This is a genomic window from Sorangiineae bacterium MSr11367, assembly GCA_037157805.1.
GTDB classification, from domain to species: Bacteria; Myxococcota_A; Polyangia; order Polyangiales; family Polyangiaceae; genus Pendulispora; species Pendulispora rubella.
Window position 1 is genome coordinate 1,081,772 of sequence record CP089983.1, and the last position, 15,947, is coordinate 1,097,718.

Consider the following 15,947-nt stretch of genomic DNA (forward strand, 5'->3'; position numbering starts at 1 on the left):
TTTAGTCCAGTCGCAGCGCGAGAGATACGATGGCGCTCAGTCTCTTGAGTACGAATAGCTCGTCGCCGTGCGGCACGGCGGCGGTTTGGGCGCTCGTGGCGCGCTGCCAGATCTGCGTGCACTCTTCCACGCTCACACCGGAGCGCTGACCGAGCCAGGCTCCCACGTCCTGCGTTCCGCGCGGTAGGCGTTGACGCACGCGCTCCTCCGCGTAGCGCGCGTAGGCCGCGAGGGCATGGCTCGCCGCACGACGGCGGTGGTAGAAGGTGCCTGTCGCTTCGATGTGCTCCGTGAAGGCTCGCCGCGTTTGCGGCGGGGTCGGACGCGCGCGGGAAAGGCGTATTCCCACGGCGACGAAGAGCACCAACGTCGCCGCGAGCGCATGGTACAGCGCCAGCCCGAGCCCCGAGCGCTCGAGCGCCGTGATCGGATTCGACGGCGGTGAGATGCCATCCTGGGGAAGCGCCAGGCGCAGCTCCGCGCGGTCCAAGTGGCGCAGAATGGACACCATGGTCGCAGCGTTCGCCGGCTGCGCGAGCTGCGCGTTCATCAGGAGATCGCTGCTGGCGATGGTGAGGATCTGTCCGCGGTCCAGCGATTGGTAGCCGGCGTACCACTTGCCGTCGCCGGTGCGTGCAACCTGCACGCGAACGGGAAGCGCCTCCTTGAAGCGAATCGCGGCCGGGTGAACGAGCCGCCCGCGATCGGTGCGGGCCTCGCCGTCCCCGCTCACCGAATCCACCTCGATGTCGGACGACGTGGAGGTCTCCATCTCCGCGCCCAGCTCGTCGGGCCATCGAAGCGGCGTGCCCGCGAGCACGAGAAACCCGCCGGCGCGTACCCAGTGCATCAAGTGCAACTCGGTCGTCGTCTCGAGGGGCGTGCGGTCCGTGTCGACGAGGATCGCGTACGTCTGCGGCACGGCTTGCGCCTGATCTGGAAGTGGCACGCTGGCCAGCGAGCTCCCCAGCGGCCGCACGGTCACCCCTTGCCGCTGCAGCAGGTCGCCCAAAATTTCGTGCCCTGCGGGGTCGCTCGCGCGCCCGCCGTGGTGCGGCAGGCTGCACCCTCCGATGAGCAACGCGAGCATCAAGGTCGATGCGACGACCGCGGCGGTGCGCACGATGGCGGTGGCCCGCGAGGCCGTGCGCGCAACGACGTCCGGTGTGGGATGCGCCCCGCCGAACTGCACGCGATCGACGTCGCGCACGATGGCGTAGAGCGGCTCCTTCGTCTCGGTCTCGCTGCACGCGCGCACGTACTCGCCGTTGGTGCGGTGGCGCGCGATGCGGATGGCACCCCGCTTGTCCAAGGCGCGCAGCGACGCGTTCAAGTACGTGAACAGCGCCGCCTCGAAGTTGCCTTGCTGCGCGTGCCCCTCGGCGCGGCGGAGCAGAACCTCGGCGTCGTCCTCCGAGAGCAGATCGGCTTGCGGACGAGTCCCCACGGCCGTCGTGGGCTTTGGTGCCTCCACCTGGTCGGCGAGCGCTTTGTCCTTCCGCGAACGGATCACCACGCGCAGCAATGGAAAGAGAAGGGCGAGCATCACCGCGGCGATCAGGATCCAGATGACCACGGTGGCCACTTGCCCGAGTATCTTCTTCAGCGCTTCGAGGAAGTGGCTCTCGTCCTCGGGCGGCTTCTCCGGCATGGCCGCGTGATGCTCCGCTGCGCAGGCCGCGGTGAATCCCTCGCAATTGGGGATGCGATCGGCCACGGTGCAGAGCGCCCGCGCACGAAACGAGAGCGGGCGGCTCGGTTCCTTGCAGAATGCATTGTTTTCGCGCAGGACGTTGGGCGCGTCTTTTTCGGCGCGTGCGGGATCCAACAGGCCCGAGGAGCCCACCGCGCGAGGACGCGCTGCGTGGGCAGGTGCCCCGAGCAACGCGAGCAACGCGAGGGTCGCGGCGAGGGGGGGCACCTTCACACGGAGACTCCTTGCTCCTGTTGATGCGAGCGCGCGGCGATGGCGGCGAAGCGCGTCTGAATGTCCCAACCCTCGGTGCGGGTGCGCAGGTCGATGTAAAAGAGGAAACGGATCGTGGTGACGAAGGGCAGCGCTGCCCAGAGTCCGAACAGCGACAGCGCGCTTCCACCCGCGACGGTGAGCGGATCGGGGGGACGCACCTCGAGCAAGTTGTCCAGGACCATGCGGCCCGCGGCGTCGGCGAGGAAGGGCGTCCCTCCGACGAACAGGGCCAGGAGAATCACCGCCAGCGCCACGTTGCCCACCTGCGCATGCGCAATGCGCCCGGCGCGTGTGACGGCGGAAAAGAAGGCGCTTTGCTCGAGCAGGATGACCTCGGGAAGAAAGAGCAGGAGCGCCTGCGCCCAGATCGCGGGCAACACCAGAACGACGAGGGCCGCTCCCACGGCCAAGGTCTGCAGGATGCGCGCGAGCACGAGCCGCGGCAGGCTGTGCAATGTGACCAGGAGCACCTCGCGCAGGCGCACCTGCTCGGTGAACATCAGGCGCGATGCAAGCACGGTGAAGGGGGCGCCGGCCAGCGGCAGAAGCCCGAGCACCGCCACCCAGGCCCATGCCCAATCGACGCCCTGGCCGATGGCCCACGTCACGAGGAACGATGGCAGCACCACCATCAGCGAGAGCCACGCGTAGGGCTTTCCGTGAAGCGCGACGAAGCGCACGGCCAGGTCCACCACGTCGATGAATTGCCGTTGCCGCAACACCACGCGCGCGCCGCGGACGTTGAGATCGCTCATGTGCGCTCCCAAGGCTCGCCCTGGCCCGCGAGAAAGATGTACGAGAGCACCACCAGGAGCCAGAGCACGCCGAAGGCCACTTTGACGCCGGCTGGCATGCTCGACGCCGACCAGAAGGCCTCGATGGCCGCCGCAATGAGGAGCATCACCGCCGCGCCGCTCACGATGACGGCGACGTCGCGCCCCGCCGATTGCAGCGAGGCGAGCCTCGTCTTGGTGCCCGGCGCGATGATGGACCAGCCGAGCGACATGCCCGCCCCGCCGGCGATGACGATGGCCCCGAGCTCGAACGCGCTATGGCCGATGATGAACAGAAGCAGATTGCCGCCGGCGCCTTGCGAGGCCACGTATCCAAGGATGGCGCCAATGGCGAGGCCGTTCTGCACCAAGTAAAAAGCGGACCCCAGGCCCCCGAAGATGCCCGTGGCAAAGCACCGCAGGGCGATGCCCACGTTGTTGTTCACGTAGAAGCCCGCCATCATGGCGCCTTCGCCGGCCTGGCGCCCGGCGGAAAATCCCTTGGCGTAGCCGTCGACCAGCGGGCGAAGCTGCGACTCGGGCACCACGCGGAAGGCGAAGCTCGGCTCCGCGATGGAGGCGATGGCCCCGAAGAGGAACGGCCCGAAAAAGAGGAACGCCGCCAAGAGCATGGTCGGCCAATGGGCTCGCACCGCGCGCGGGAAGGCGAGGAGCGCGCTTTTCTTGCCACGTAGCGAAAATGTGAAGCGGGGGCGCGGCGGCAGGGCGTACAGCACCGAGTGCGCACTCGCCGTGAGCGCGTGCAGGTAGTCGACCAGCGGCGCGCTGTAGCGGGCAGCTTGGGCGCGTGCCAGATCGGCGCAGATGTCGCGGTACAGCGGCGAGATGCGCGTGACCTCCTGCACCTCGAGCGCGCTGACGTTCTTGTTCGCGGCGCGCTGGGTGAGGCGCTCGAGTTCGGCCCAATCTTGGTTGCGCCGTTCGACGAACGCGGCCTCCGTGACGTGCGACGTCAGCGCCACGAAAGCCGCCCTCCGGCCGTCTCGTGCCGTGACGATGGCGGCGCCTCGCCGCGTCCCGCATTGGCCGCGCGCTCGTAGAGCAACGCGAGAAGCCGCGAAGCCCTCGGCGGCGGCCTGCCATGCACCGCCGCGGCCGGCGCCTGCGGGTGGAGCCCGTGCCGGCGGGCCAGCGGGTCCATCATCATCGCCGCGAGTTCCTCCTCGCGTGCAGGCCCCAGCGTTCCGCGCCGCCGCAGAAAGAGCTCGATGGCCGTGCGCTCCTCGGCATCGAGCACCACGCGATCGGGAATGCTCGCCAATTCGTATGGCTCGGCGGGCGGCCAGAGTCGCACCGGCGCGGTGGCGCGTGCGCGATCGACCATGACGACCATCGTGTTCGCCGTCAGGTCCCCGAGCCGCTGAAAGCGCGATGTGAGCAGCATGGTGACGAAGCCCACGAGGTAGCCGATGGGAAGCACGTCGGCCCCGCGCAAGATGTTCCGCAAGGCCGCGCCGCCAAAGCCGATGGGCCGCCCCGTGGTGGTGACCACGCGCAGCCCCAGGGCCATTTTGCCGAGGCTCGTGCCCTTCCACGCTTCCCACACGACGAAGTAGACCCACTGCACCACGAACAGGAGCACGAGCATCAAGCCAACGCCCATGCCCGTGGTGGTCTGCGGTGCATGCTGCATGCGATCGACGATGTCGCCGGCGCCCGACGCCAAGAGCACCACGATGCCCACGACGAACAGCGTGAAATAGCAGACGAAGACGTCGATCAAATACGCCAGGCCGCGCCGCGCTGGACCTGCCACCCGATGCCGAAAAACGATGTGTTCGGGCGTTTCGATGGCCACGTCGGTATCGAGCGGTGCGTGCACGACTTCCCCCATCATAAACACTACTTTACGTTTCGGACGTTCTCCTTCGGAACACTGTCGAAATCGTCCAGCGCAACGGAGCCGAGCACGCGGGTCCTCACCAGCGCGAGCCGCGCGGAAAGGGCCGATTCGTCACGGGCCGAGGCCACCTCGGTCTGGAAGTGGAAGAAGAGGCATTTTCGCACATACCCGCCAAAGGCGAAGACATGGCCGACGATGGGATCTTTGTCCGTGGCACCGGGCGCGATCGCGACCCAGATCCGCGTGTCGTAGGCACCTGGACCGACCGTCGCCTCGTCCTCCACGGTCTTGAGCGCCGTGACTTTGCTCGCCGCCGTCTCCGGTACGATGCCGAGCGCGCGCGCCCGCTCCTCGCATCGCTGTCGATTGACCAGGCTCGGTTCCGTCGTGGCGTACACCTGGACGAAGGAGCGCGTCTTCGGGTGCCGCACCATGAGGTCGCGCTGCGAGTGATCGTCCACCGCCCAATTTTTGGGCTCGGGTACCGGCAGGGTCAGCCCGAAGCGCTTCGAGTGGAACGCACCCCAATGGTTCGTGTCGAAGCTCAGCAACGTATCGCCGTCCGAGCCCGGCTCGGCCACCGTCGGCCGCTCGACGTTGGCGGGCGTGGTCTCTGCGCAGCCGGCCAAGAGCACTACCGCACCCAAGATCACCGCTGCGCCATGTCGTAGATGAAAATTCACCGGCGTAGGAGAACATAGACGGCGCCCGTGCCACCATCCTCTTCATGGGCGCTGGCAAAGGCCGCGACATGCGTGCTCGAGCTTCCCTGCGAAAGCCACGCGCCGATCTCGCCGCGCAGCACGCCGAGCCCGCCCGGTGAGTGCTCGCCCTTGCCGTGTACGACGAGCACGCACCGCTCGCCGCGCTCGCGCATCGTCTGGAGGAAGGCTTCCAGGGTGCTTTTCGCTTCACCCGCCCGCTGGCCGTGCAGGTCGAGGGTCGCATCGATGGGCAGCGACCCGCGCCGGAGGCGGCGGACCCAATCCGCGGGCACGTCGATGCGCCGTCCTTCCACGTGCCGGCCGTCGTCGGACACCTCGAAGCGCGTTCCGCCTTCGACCAGGGCGCGTAAGTGCTCGTGCACCTCGTCCACCTCCTGGCGGATGGCTTCGCGCGGGTCGGGGCGCGGCTGTTTCGGCTCGTCGCGGCCGTGGGCCGCCCGAGCAACCCGGCCGCGCGTTTGATCGAGCGGCGTGACCCCGGCGACCAGCCGGTGGAACGCGAGCGCGTCCTCCTCGGGGTTGTTCGAGGGGGCTTTGGAGCGCCCCGAAGCGGAAGAAGAGGATGCCGGGCGCGGCGCGGCCTTTGGCGCGGCCTTTTTCTGCTTCTCCTCCTTCGCTTGCTTCTCCTCCTGCACCATCTTGTCGCGAAGTTCGCGCAGTCCGGAGAAGGGCCCGTCGGGCGCCTTAGGCTTTTTCGCCATCGTCGCGCTCCTTTCGCAGCCTCGAAATGGCCGTCTGCACGCTCTTGATGCCCGTCAAAACTCCGTCTTCGTAGTGCCAGTCCGTGTCCTGAAGCTCGGGAAAATCATGCGGATTTTGCAAATCTTCGAACACGACGCCTGGCTTGAGTCGGCGCGCGAGGTCGAGCACTTTCTTGCGCTGGAGGTTCTCCATCTCGCTCAGCAAGAGCTCGAGCTCGTCGAAGTGAAGCGTCAACGAAGGGGGCATGGGCCAATTCTTCCAAGAACGCCGCTCAGACGCGACCGTTTCCGACCGCCGCCGCGTAAAGCTCATCGACGTCGGCCGGCTCGACCTCCGTCGCGATCGCTTGCTCGGGGTAGACGGCCACGGTGGCCCCTTTGGCCGGACAGATGCCTAGGCAACCGGTTTGTGTGACCCAAACCGATTGAATCCGTCCGTCTTGCTGCACGCGTCGTTTGAGCGCGGCATAGACGGCGTCGCCCCGTGCGCTGCAACCCGGGCCGAGGGGGGAATTCTCCCGGCGGTTGCAGCACACGAAGAAATGAACTCTGGGACGAAACGTGGCCGCTTTCACGCTGGATCACCGAATCCGGATCATAAAGGATCCGGATGCACCGTGGGTCCACCTCGCGCATTCTCGCGAACACGCGCACGATTGCGTGTTCCCTGCAGCCCCCATTCTCGAAAACAGAGCCTTTCGTGCCGTTTCCGCATCGAGCCTTGGAATGAGACACAACGGCTGTGCGTGACGACCATGTGACACTACAGGCACGTTCGGCGGTTCGCTCGTTGCATCCCACATGAGGAAACGACCTCCGCGAACCTTTCCACGCTCTCGACCTCCTAATTGCCGCCCCTTCCAAAGAACGTCATGGCCTGGTCGAATTCGCCCCCCGCCAAATCTTCTGCCGACGCCAAGAGCGATCCGCCGCGCCGGCCCACGATCGCGCTTCCGGGGGAGCGGCAGGTCTTCCTCGGGGAGCGCCTCGGGCGGGGCAACGCTTCGGTCGTGCTCTCGGGCGTCCTGGAATCGGCGCAGGGCATCCGCCGGCGGGTCGCGGTGAAGGTCATCGACGCGGTGGCGCACGACGAGCAAGAGCAGGTGCTGCCGGACATCTTGGAGGCCTTGCAGCAGTCGGCGCAGGTGAATCATCCCAATGTGGCCACGATCTACGAGGTCACGATGGAGGGGCACGCGCCCGTGGTCCTCAGCGAACTCATCGAAGGTCGCACGTTGGAGGCCTTCATCGATGCGTATGCGCGCGTCGGGCGGAAAATCCCGCCGGATCTCGCGCTGTTCATCGTCACCGAGATCGCCGAAGGCCTCGCCGGCGCCCGCGATGCGCGCACCCTCGAGGGCGCGCTCCTCAATTTGATCCATGGCGAGCCGTCGGCGCGGGACGTTCTCATTTCGTGGAACGGTGAAGTGAAGATCACCGACTTCGGGCTCGCGCAGGCCACGCGCATCGCATCGGGCGTGCGCAACATCCGCTCGTTCGCTCGCCGCGCGGCCACGCTCTCTCCCGAGGTGGCCAAGGGCCGCCGCCCCGATGCGCGCTCCGACGTGTTCGCCGTCGGGATGATCCTGCGCGAGATGCTCGTGGGCCCGCGCTGGCCGGAGTCGATCAACGACCAAGATGCCTTTGCCCGCGTCCGCGCCGGCGACATGGATATGGACGTGCTAGCGCCGAGGCTCTACGAGCCCATCGCGGCGATTCTCACGCGCGCGCTGGAGGTGGAGCCGGCCAACCGCTTCCCGCATGCGGGTGCGCTGGCCTTCGAGCTGCGGCGCGCGAGCTTGCCGCTCGGTGTCGGCGACAATCGGATCTTCTTGCAGCACGCGATGCGGGACATCTTCACCTCGGACGATGACACCGAGATCGAGCCGGACAAGACCGCACCGGCGCGCCATAGTCGTCGTTGAGTTGGCGTCATCGAGTTAGCGCAGCGACCGCAGGAAGCGCTCGAGTGCGACCACGACGAGGGAGTGCGTGATTGCGCCTTCGTCGAGCAGCTGCGCGATGTGCGAGACCGGCGCGAGGGACACCTCGCACTCCTCTTGTTCGTCCCACGCCGTGGGGTGCGTGAGCTCGGCCCCTCGGGCCACGAACATGTGGCACCGGTTGTTCGATAGCGCGGGGTTCGGCTCGACGGTGGTGAGCAGCGCCCAATCTTTCGCGGTGTAGCCCGTCTCCTCGAGGAGCTCGCGGCGGGCGCCAGCCTCCGGCGTTTCGTCCGCCTCGATCACCCCGCCGGGGACCTCCAGCCCGAGCGCGTCGCTTCCAAAGCGGTACTGCCAGAGCAGCACGACGTGATCGTCGGGCGTGATGGCCACGACGTTGCTCCAATCGGGGCACGCCATCGTGTACACATCGCGTCGCGACGCCCCGTTGCCATCGGTGACGTCGTGGTGCAGGACGTCGAACACGCGGAAGCTGCCTTCGGAGCGCGTGTTGGAGAGGGTCCACTTCCTCAGGCGGGGGGCGGGCAAGGTGAAGGGCGGTGTTTTCATGGGCCGGCCAGACTGTAGTACGTGCTTTTTGCCAGAGATCGCTGCTTTTTCCCCCGTGCGAAGCGCTCGCCAAGGCCCTATATGTTTCCCACGATGCTGCGACGCGCCGTTCGCTGGATGAAAGACCTTCCGCGCAAGCTTTCCGTCATTCGGGAAGACGTCCAGGCCGTGTGCGACAACGATCCGGCCGCCCGCTCGGCGCTCGAGGTCATCCTCGTCTACCCGGGGCTCCACGCTTTGTGGTTCCACCGGGTCGCGCACAATCTCTGGGATTCGGGCTTTTACTTCGGCGGCCGCGCGGTCAGCCACGTGAACCGCTTCATGACGGGCATCGAGATTCACCCCGGCGCGCGCATCGGCCGGCGCGTGGTCATCGACCATGGGATGGGCGTCGTCATCGGCGAGACGGCGGTCGTCGGCGATGGCTGTCTTCTCTACAAGGGCGTGGTCCTCGGCGGGACCATGCTGACGCACGAGAAGCGCCACCCTACCTTGGGCAAGAACGTCGTCGTCGGGTCGAACGCGTGCATCCTCGGCGCCATCGAGATCGGCGATTTCGCGCGCATTGGCTCGGGCAGCGTGGTCATCCGCCCCGTTCCGGCCGATGCCACGGTGGTGGGCGTTCCCGCGCGGGTCATCGTACCGGCGAAGCATCGCTTCGATGCAGCGCTCGACCACGCGAACCTGCCCGACCCCATCAGCGACATGATCCGCGCCCTTGCCGCGCAGAACGAGCGGCTGCGCGAGCGCCTTGCCAAGGTGGAAGCGCGCCTCGACATCGACAACGACGAGCGCGACAACAACGTCCATTTGCCTTATGAGGGAGACGAACTTCCGCCCGTCGATGGTGGATGACCCGTCATGGCCAAGAAAAAAGAAGCCGCCGAAATCAAAGGCGAAAAGCTGATCGTGAAGAACAAGAAAGTGTTCTTCGACTACTCCATCGAGGACCACTACGAAGGCGGGCTCGTGCTTCTCGGCGGCGAGGTGAAATCACTCCGCAGCGGCCGTGTCGAAATGGTGGACGCCTTCGCCAGCGTCGACCGGGGCGAACTCTGGTTGAAGCAGCTGACCATCGCGCCCACCGAGCAAGCGAGCGCCTTCCCCCACGAGCCACGCCGTCCGCGCAAGGTGCTGCTGCACGCGCGCGAGATCGACCAGATCGGCAAGCGCATCCAGCGCGACGGGTACACGTTGGTGCCCATTCGTCTGTACTTCAAGAATGGGTTCGTGAAGGTCGAACTGGGGCTCGGCAAGGGCAAAAAGACCCTCGACAAGCGGCAGGACATGGCGCGCAAAACGGCAGACCGCGAGGCGCGCGCCGCCATTGGCCGCGGCCGCAAAGGAAACGTATGAGCGCGCACATTCGTTGGGCCAAGGGCGGCGAAGCCCGCGTCACCCGCGTCGAGGGCGAGTCCATCTCGCTTCGCTCGAGCATCCCGTCGCCCCCCGGCTCGCGCATCGATGGAGATATCTTGGTGGGCGACACGGGCAAGGTGCGCGTGAAGATCCACGGCTCGAAGCGGCAGGAAGACGGCTCCTTCGTCCTGGAGGGCCGCCTCATCGACGCCACCCGCGAAACCCGCGAGCATTTGAAGTCCCTCGCCGGCTAGAGACCTCAGAGGATTTACAGGAAGACGGGAAGACGGGAAGGACTTACGGCACGGACATCACGGAACACTTTTTTGGGGGGGTTCCAGTTCGCCCATTGGGCAAATTGGAATCCCAAAAAAACCTTCCCGTCTTCCCGTCTTCCTGTGAATTCTCTCTCCGTTCACACGTTGCGGGTGCGGCGCAGGGTGAAGAGTAGGCAGGCGGCGGTGAGAAGGACGAGGGCGACGGAGCTGGTGCGCTGGGAGACCTCGCTGGGGGAGACGCCGCCGAGGAGGCTCTGGACGTTGCCGCGTGGGGTGACGAGTGCGATGGCGCTGACGGTGCCGCCGGAGCTCGCGCCGAAGACGTAGTCGAGGACGAGGAGTGTGGCGCGGCCGGTGCCGCGTTGGCCGAAGGTGGCGCCGAAGGAGAACCACGACGCGTAGCACGCGCCGCCGAGGGCGCCGATCCAGAAGGCCGACACGAGGTCGGAGGCCGTGTGGGCGCTGCCGGCGACGAGGACCACCACGATGCCCAGGATGCTGCTGAGGACCGCGCTGGCGAGCATGCTCGTGAGCACGGTGGCGAGGACGGCGTGGGCAGGGGAGGCGCCGAAGGCCACGACGGGGCGGATGGCCGTTTTGAGGCTGTCGCTCGAAACGGTGGTACCCACGATGGCGAACGAAAGGAGCGGCACGGCCACGCTGCCGAAGCCACCGAGAAGGGCACGATCGACACCGCCGCTTCCACCCATGCTTCGTGCGCCGAAGGCGACGACGATGGCCACGGCGCTCCAAAAGACCACGGGAAGCCACGCCCACGGCGAGCGCGTGAGGCGCGCCAACGGGACCTGCGCGAGTGCCTGCATCAGGGTGCAACCTCCGGCGGCGAAGGCTCGAGCCGCATCGAATCGAGCTCCACGCCCGACGCGAGAACGGCTTGCGCCACCGCATGGGCCAATGCCAAGGGATCGCTCCCGCGGACGATGATCCGCTGATCGCTGGCCACCACCTCCGCGACCGCGGTCTCCCGTGCGAGTGCGCCCGCGAGGATGCGCGCATCGCTCGAGACGACGTGGAGCTCCGCAGGCTGGCGCAGGCTGGCGTCGCCCACCACGACGCCGTGCTGAACGACGAACCGTTGGTCCGCCATGTCGCGGGCATCGCGTGCCGATGCGGTCGCGATGACGATGCACGCGCCCTCTTTGGCGCGCCGCCGCAGCAGCCCCGGAAGAACCGCGAGCGTGCGCGCATCCATCGTGGCGAACGGCTCCTCGATGAGGATCACGCGCACCACCTTCGAGGTGAGCGCCTCGGTCAGTGCGACCGCGCGAACCTCCCGCGCGTCCAAGCTGCGCACGCGGCGCGGGGCGAGGGCCTCGAGTCCCATCTCCGCGAGGCGTGCGGCTGCCGGTGCGGCCTCCGCATCGCCGCGCACCGTGCGCGCGAGCTCCAGCGTTTCCGTCACGCTCAGCGCATCGGGCAACACCGCGTCGAGCGGCACGTGCGCGATCGCGCGGCGTGCGTCGTGCGGCGTCAGCCCGAACAGGCTCACGCGGCCCTGCGCGGGCACGCGCGCCGCGAGCACGGCGAGGAGCAGCGCGACCCCGTCCTGCGCGGTGCCCTGCAGCGCGGTAATTCCGGCGGGAAGGCGCAACGAAACGGGCCCGAGGCCAATGGGCGCGACCCGCGCTCGGACGTGCTCGAGCTCGATCATCGACGCTCCTCGTCCAAGCGGGAAAGCTGGTAGGCGAGCCAGCCCAGCGCGATGGCCGCGGCGATCCCCAGAACGACGGCGGCGCGCACGAAGCGCAGCGCATCGACGTGCTCCGGCATGAGCGCCCCCCGCAGCGAGGCGAGGGCCGACGGCAACGATGCCAGCTCACCCCAGGGCTCGGGAAGGATCTTGCGGCTCCACTCGAGGAGCAGCTCGGGCAAGAACACCAAAACGAGCACCCCGAAGTACCCACCCGCGCGCGAGCGCGCCCCCAGCACCGCCATCGCGATGGGGGCCATCGTCACCGCAAAGCCCGCGGCGTACACGAGCGATGCCACCGTGGACTGCGCGCATTGGAACACGAGCCCCGCGTGTCGCGCGGCCAGCATCGCCACCAGGCCCGCGAGCGCCACCCCGCCGCCAATCATGGCGAACAGCGCCGCCGCGAGCCCCGCGACCCGCGCCCAAAGGTACGACGCCGTCGCGCGTTCCCCGGTCCGTGCGCCCGCCAGCTGCCGAATCCCTTCGTCGCGGTCCCGACGCAGAGCCTGCAGGGCGCTGGCGAAGGAGAGCAGCACCCCGGCACCCCAGGCCAGTGCACTCGCCGTCAGCGATGCCATGAGCTCCAGCGGTGGGTGGCTCTCCAGACGGGCCAGCACGAGGGTCAGGACGACCGCGGTCAAGGTCGTCACCCCCGCGACGCCGAGGGCCAGCCGCGGCACCGTCCCACCGAGCGCGAGCACGGTCCCCAGCGCCACCAGGCTTCGATCGGGCTTTTGGCCCAGGTAATTGCGTATCGGCGCCGGCATGTTCGCGATTTCGCTCGAATACTACGCGAAAAGACTTGATCTAGGGCAAGCTTGCCGGGAGAAAGACGACCCTCCCGATGATGAACTCACCTCCGCCGCAGTTGTCTTGGTGGCGGCGCGTTCTCGCGCGGCGGGCCCTCTTTCCCTTTCTCGCCACGATTCTCTACGGCATTTCGGCCGCCCACCGCGGCGAGATGCTCGATGCCTACGGCACCACCCGGTCCGGGCTCGACTTCAGCGGCTGGTGCATGGCCTTCACGGCCATCGGCCTCGCCGTGCACGCCGCATGGCGCACCGATACGAATGCGGCCCTCGTGGAGTGGGCGCTCGGCCTCGTGCTGGCCTCCATGGCGGGTGCCCCCGCACCGGGCTGGGCCGACGCGTTCGGGAGCATCGGTGCCCTTATCGCCTGCGTGGCGGCGGCGCGCGCGATGGATGCCGTCGAACCGGCCCCTTCGCTGGCCTCGACTTGGCGCCGCGACCGGCGGATCACCTGGGCCATTTACGGAGGTATCGTATTTTTCTGGCTCGTGGCCGGCTACGCCCACCTCGTGGCCGCGCTCGATGCCGACTCCATCTTTCGCGCACACCCACGGCCGTTCGCCACCACCCTGGGCGTCTTTGGCGGCACCGCGCTCTTCGCGGGATGCGTGCGCACGGGCACCGAGCGCCGTTTCGAGCTGGGGGTCGCCGAACGCTTTCGCGCGTCCGCGGCCATCCTCGCCGCCAGCGTCGTCATCGCCTCCGTCTTGGCCATGGGGGCACTCGTCGTGGCCGATCGCGCAGTGCGCTTCGGGATGACCCTCGCGTCGGTCCTCGTCGTGGCGGTCTCGCTCCATCGCGACGCCGTCACCATCGCGCGGGTCTCGCGTTTGGGCATCGTCCTCACCGGCGCCCTCGCACCGCTCACCTTGTTGGCGTCGCTCATCGCCAGCGACCGCCCCTTCGACGCGGGCTGGATCGCCTGTGGCGCCACCATCGGGGCGGCCTTCCTCGGCCGCATCGCTTCGCGCATGGCCACCGGCCTCCGCCCTGCGCGCGGCGGATGGCTCGACGCCATGGTGACCGCGGAGAACGCGCTCCTCCGCAACGATCCGGAGGATGCCCTGCGCGAGGTGCTCGTGGCCTTGCGCGAGCCCGCAGGGCCCAGCGCACCTTCGCCCGAGCTCTGGACCTTCGATCCGATGCGTGTATTGCGCATCGATCTGGCCGGCTACGCCCACGAGAAGGAAAAAATGCTCCTCCCGGAGCTGGTGCCCGTCGCCTGCATGGAGCGCGAGGCCGTGCTCCGCATCGAGGTGCTCGAGGCCCTCGAGGTGCGCCGTCCCGATCTGCGCCCCGTGCTGCGCTGGATGGATGACCGCGGTGCGCTCGCCTGTGTCGTCGTCACGCGCGACGGCGAGCCCGAGGGCCTGCTCGTGCTGCCCCGCGGCGAACGCACCGATCCGTTCACCCTCGAAGAGGTGCGCGCGCTCAAGCGGCTCGCCGATCGCCTCGCCGCCGCCTGCCACTCGAAGAGCGCCTCGGCGCGCGCACGCCAGCGCGAACGCGATCTCGTGCGCAAGGTCGAGGAGGCCGAGGAGGCCGTGGAACGACTGCGCCACGATGCCGCGGTGGAGGCCTCGCGCCACGCCCGTGCGACCATGCGTTGGGCGCGCCGTGCCACCGTGGGCATCTATTCGCCGCCCGCGCGCCTGGCCTACGACGCCCTCGAGCGGCGCGCCAAGGCCGGTGTGGCCACCGTGGTCGTGGCCAAGAGCGGCATCGACCCCATTCCGTACATCGCCCGCGCGCACCTCGCCGGCGCCCGCCGCGATGGCCCCTTCGTCCTGGTCGACGGCACCGCCGCGCGTGAGCACGAGGTCGCGCGATGGTCGGATCCCGTGGTGTCCCCTTTGGCGCTCTCCGATGGCGGCGCCCTCGTGCTGGTCGACGGCGTGGCGCTCCCCAACGATGTGCAGCGGCTCATCGGTCAGGCCCTCGCCGAGCGGCGCATGCCCTGGGAGACCGCGAGGCCCCTCGATACCGTGCTGGTGCTCACCAGCGCCATCGAGGCCGACCAGCTTCTTCATTCGGGCCGCCTCGAGAACGCGCTGGCCGCCCGCCTGGCCGACGCGCTGGATCAGCCGATCGTGCTGCCCCGCCTGCGCGACCGCTCCGAAGACGTGCGGGCCATCCTCACCGATCGCCTCGCGCGCGAAGGCATGCGCATCCTGGGAAGCCCCGTGGGCCTGGAGGACGCGGCTTATGCCCGCCTCGTCGAATACCCCTTTCCGGGGGAGGACGCGGAGCTGCAGGCACTGGTCCGAAAGCTCGTGGCGCGCTGCGCCGCGGGGTTGGGCGGAGCGCACGTCAGCGAGGAGGGGCTCGGCGGAGCCGTCCGCCTGGTCATTCGCGCTGCCGACATCGACGCCCTCGAGCTTTCGCACACGGAGCCGGAGGCAGGAACCGGAGCGCCACGACCGGGAATTCGGCTGCTTTAGTTGAGCTGTGGAACGCGAAAAGCCGTTTGCTTGTTTTAACGCTTTTGCCCGTGATACCTGTTTTTTGTCATGCAAATCGCGAAGCGGGTGAAGTTTTTCACAGCGGTTCTCGTGCCTTTCGCAGTCGTTGCTTCGGCCAGTGCGGCGTTCGTCGGATGCAGCAGCAACGCCGATGAACCGTACAAGCCGCTCCCCGCATGGTCGGGCGGACGCAAAGCGAGTTTGCCGCCCGTTCCCTCGCTTCCGACCACACCGATCAAGTCGGGCGACGGATACACGGTTCATGGAGCCATCCATCACCTTCGCAGCAGCATTCACAACGCGGACGTGACCGGAAAAGAGATCACGGTCGTCGGCTACATCGTCGATTCGAACATCGCCACGGCCCCGCCGTGTGCCATTCACAAGACCGGCAAGAAGGATCCCGACGACTGCAAGACGGACATTCCGACCTTCACCATCGCCGACACCAAGGGCGATACGAAGGGCGCGCAGATCAAGGTGATGGGCTGGGCCTCGAACTTCGCGAACGTGTACGACGCCATCGAGAAGTACAAGAACCTCAAGGAGCCGCCGAAGGAGCCTTTGAAGGACGAGCTCTGGGCGATCGACATGCCGTTCCCGCTCCCCTCCGTCGGCGCCAAGGTGAAGGTCACCGGCAAGTACGGCGTGAACTTCTCCAAGTCGTCGTCGGGCATCGCCTCGGATCCGCTGAGCGGCATCCTCACCTACACGAAGATCGACGTGCTCGAAGAGGCCCCCGAGAAGGCGGCCTTTGCGAAGAACGACGGCAAGAAGTAG

General features: G+C 67.8%; 18 protein-coding genes. 6 read left to right on the forward strand and 12 right to left on the reverse strand.

Annotated elements, in window-relative coordinates; all coding sequences use genetic code 11:
- Position 1: 1 nt before the first annotated feature.
- Genes LVJ94_04690 through LVJ94_04725 form a run of 8 tightly spaced genes read right to left on the reverse strand, consistent with a single transcriptional unit; the run spans position 2 to position 6,607 of the window.
- The gene (locus LVJ94_04690; GenBank protein WXB06541.1) at positions 2 to 1,927 is read right to left on the reverse strand and encodes a hypothetical protein; all 1,926 of its coding nucleotides are present in this window, start codon (positions 1,925 to 1,927) and stop codon (positions 2 to 4) included.
- Positions 1,924 to 2,724: a hypothetical protein gene (locus LVJ94_04695; GenBank protein ID WXB06542.1), complete on the reverse strand. Its 801-nt coding sequence runs from the start codon at positions 2,722 to 2,724 to the stop codon at positions 1,924 to 1,926. The genes LVJ94_04690 and LVJ94_04695 overlap by 4 nt, the downstream gene beginning before the upstream one ends.
- Positions 2,721 to 3,725 carry a stage II sporulation protein M gene (locus tag LVJ94_04700; protein WXB06543.1) on the reverse strand — a complete coding sequence of 335 codons (1,005 nt, stop codon included), beginning with the start codon at positions 3,723 to 3,725 and terminating at the stop codon, positions 2,721 to 2,723. The genes LVJ94_04695 and LVJ94_04700 overlap by 4 nt, the downstream gene beginning before the upstream one ends.
- On the reverse strand, positions 3,716 to 4,600 hold the full coding sequence (locus LVJ94_04705) for an RDD family protein (protein ID WXB06544.1): 885 nt from the start codon (positions 4,598 to 4,600) through the stop codon (positions 3,716 to 3,718). Before LVJ94_04705 ends, LVJ94_04700 begins: the two co-directional genes overlap by 10 nt.
- Positions 4,601 to 4,605: 5 nt before the next feature.
- Positions 4,606 to 5,289, reverse strand: coding sequence for a hypothetical protein (locus LVJ94_04710; GenBank protein WXB06545.1), 684 nt, complete (start codon positions 5,287 to 5,289; stop codon positions 4,606 to 4,608).
- The gene (locus tag LVJ94_04715) at positions 5,286 to 6,032 is read right to left on the reverse strand and encodes a Smr/MutS family protein (protein ID WXB06546.1); all 747 of its coding nucleotides are present in this window, start codon (positions 6,030 to 6,032) and stop codon (positions 5,286 to 5,288) included. Before LVJ94_04715 ends, LVJ94_04710 begins: the two co-directional genes overlap by 4 nt.
- On the reverse strand, positions 6,016 to 6,279 hold the full coding sequence (locus LVJ94_04720; GenBank protein WXB06547.1) for a hypothetical protein: 264 nt from the start codon (positions 6,277 to 6,279) through the stop codon (positions 6,016 to 6,018). The genes LVJ94_04715 and LVJ94_04720 overlap by 17 nt, the downstream gene beginning before the upstream one ends.
- 25 nt (positions 6,280 to 6,304) lie before the next feature.
- Entirely contained in the window at positions 6,305 to 6,607 is a 303-nt protein-coding gene (locus tag LVJ94_04725; protein WXB06548.1) for a (2Fe-2S) ferredoxin domain-containing protein, read from the reverse strand.
- Between the two features lie 297 nt (positions 6,608 to 6,904).
- Here LVJ94_04725 and LVJ94_04730 point away from each other — a divergent pair, with 297 nt between their 5' ends.
- Positions 6,905 to 7,957 (forward strand): protein kinase, encoded by a 1,053-nt coding sequence (locus LVJ94_04730; protein WXB06549.1) that lies wholly within the window; start codon positions 6,905 to 6,907, stop codon positions 7,955 to 7,957.
- A gap of 15 nt (positions 7,958 to 7,972) precedes the next feature.
- Here LVJ94_04730 and LVJ94_04735 read toward each other — a convergent pair whose 3' ends face one another.
- Positions 7,973 to 8,545: an NUDIX hydrolase gene (locus tag LVJ94_04735; GenBank protein WXB06550.1), complete on the reverse strand. Its 573-nt coding sequence runs from the start codon at positions 8,543 to 8,545 to the stop codon at positions 7,973 to 7,975.
- A gap of 93 nt (positions 8,546 to 8,638) precedes the next feature.
- On the opposite strand from LVJ94_04735, the gene cysE reads away from it, so the two are divergent.
- The 3 genes from cysE to LVJ94_04750 are packed head-to-tail and all read left to right on the forward strand — an operon-like array spanning position 8,639 to position 10,158.
- Entirely contained in the window at positions 8,639 to 9,400 is a 762-nt protein-coding gene (gene cysE, locus LVJ94_04740; protein WXB06551.1) for a serine O-acetyltransferase, read from the forward strand.
- Positions 9,401 to 9,406: 6 nt separating this feature from the next.
- Positions 9,407 to 9,901: an SsrA-binding protein SmpB gene (gene smpB / locus LVJ94_04745; GenBank protein ID WXB06552.1), complete on the forward strand. Its 495-nt coding sequence runs from the start codon at positions 9,407 to 9,409 to the stop codon at positions 9,899 to 9,901.
- On the forward strand, positions 9,898 to 10,158 hold the full coding sequence (locus LVJ94_04750) for a hypothetical protein (GenBank protein WXB06553.1): 261 nt from the start codon (positions 9,898 to 9,900) through the stop codon (positions 10,156 to 10,158). The genes smpB and LVJ94_04750 overlap by 4 nt, the downstream gene beginning before the upstream one ends.
- A gap of 161 nt (positions 10,159 to 10,319) precedes the next feature.
- On the opposite strand, the gene LVJ94_04755 is transcribed toward LVJ94_04750, so the two are convergent.
- Genes LVJ94_04755 through LVJ94_04765 form a run of 3 tightly spaced genes read right to left on the reverse strand, consistent with a single transcriptional unit; the run spans position 10,320 to position 12,663 of the window.
- Entirely contained in the window at positions 10,320 to 11,006 is a 687-nt protein-coding gene (locus LVJ94_04755) for a hypothetical protein (GenBank protein WXB06554.1), read from the reverse strand.
- Positions 11,006 to 11,854: a hypothetical protein gene (locus tag LVJ94_04760; protein WXB06555.1), complete on the reverse strand. Its 849-nt coding sequence runs from the start codon at positions 11,852 to 11,854 to the stop codon at positions 11,006 to 11,008. The genes LVJ94_04755 and LVJ94_04760 overlap by 1 nt, the downstream gene beginning before the upstream one ends.
- Positions 11,851 to 12,663, reverse strand: coding sequence for a hypothetical protein (locus LVJ94_04765; protein ID WXB06556.1), 813 nt, complete (start codon positions 12,661 to 12,663; stop codon positions 11,851 to 11,853). The genes LVJ94_04760 and LVJ94_04765 overlap by 4 nt, the downstream gene beginning before the upstream one ends.
- A gap of 77 nt (positions 12,664 to 12,740) precedes the next feature.
- Between LVJ94_04765 and LVJ94_04770 the strand changes: the two genes are divergently transcribed.
- Positions 12,741 to 15,146, forward strand: a complete 2,406-nt coding sequence (locus LVJ94_04770) for a hypothetical protein (GenBank protein WXB06557.1) — start codon at positions 12,741 to 12,743, stop codon at positions 15,144 to 15,146.
- 69 nt (positions 15,147 to 15,215) lie between these two features.
- Complete coding sequence (locus tag LVJ94_04775) at positions 15,216 to 15,947, forward strand: hypothetical protein (protein ID WXB06558.1); 732 nt, start codon at positions 15,216 to 15,218, stop codon at positions 15,945 to 15,947.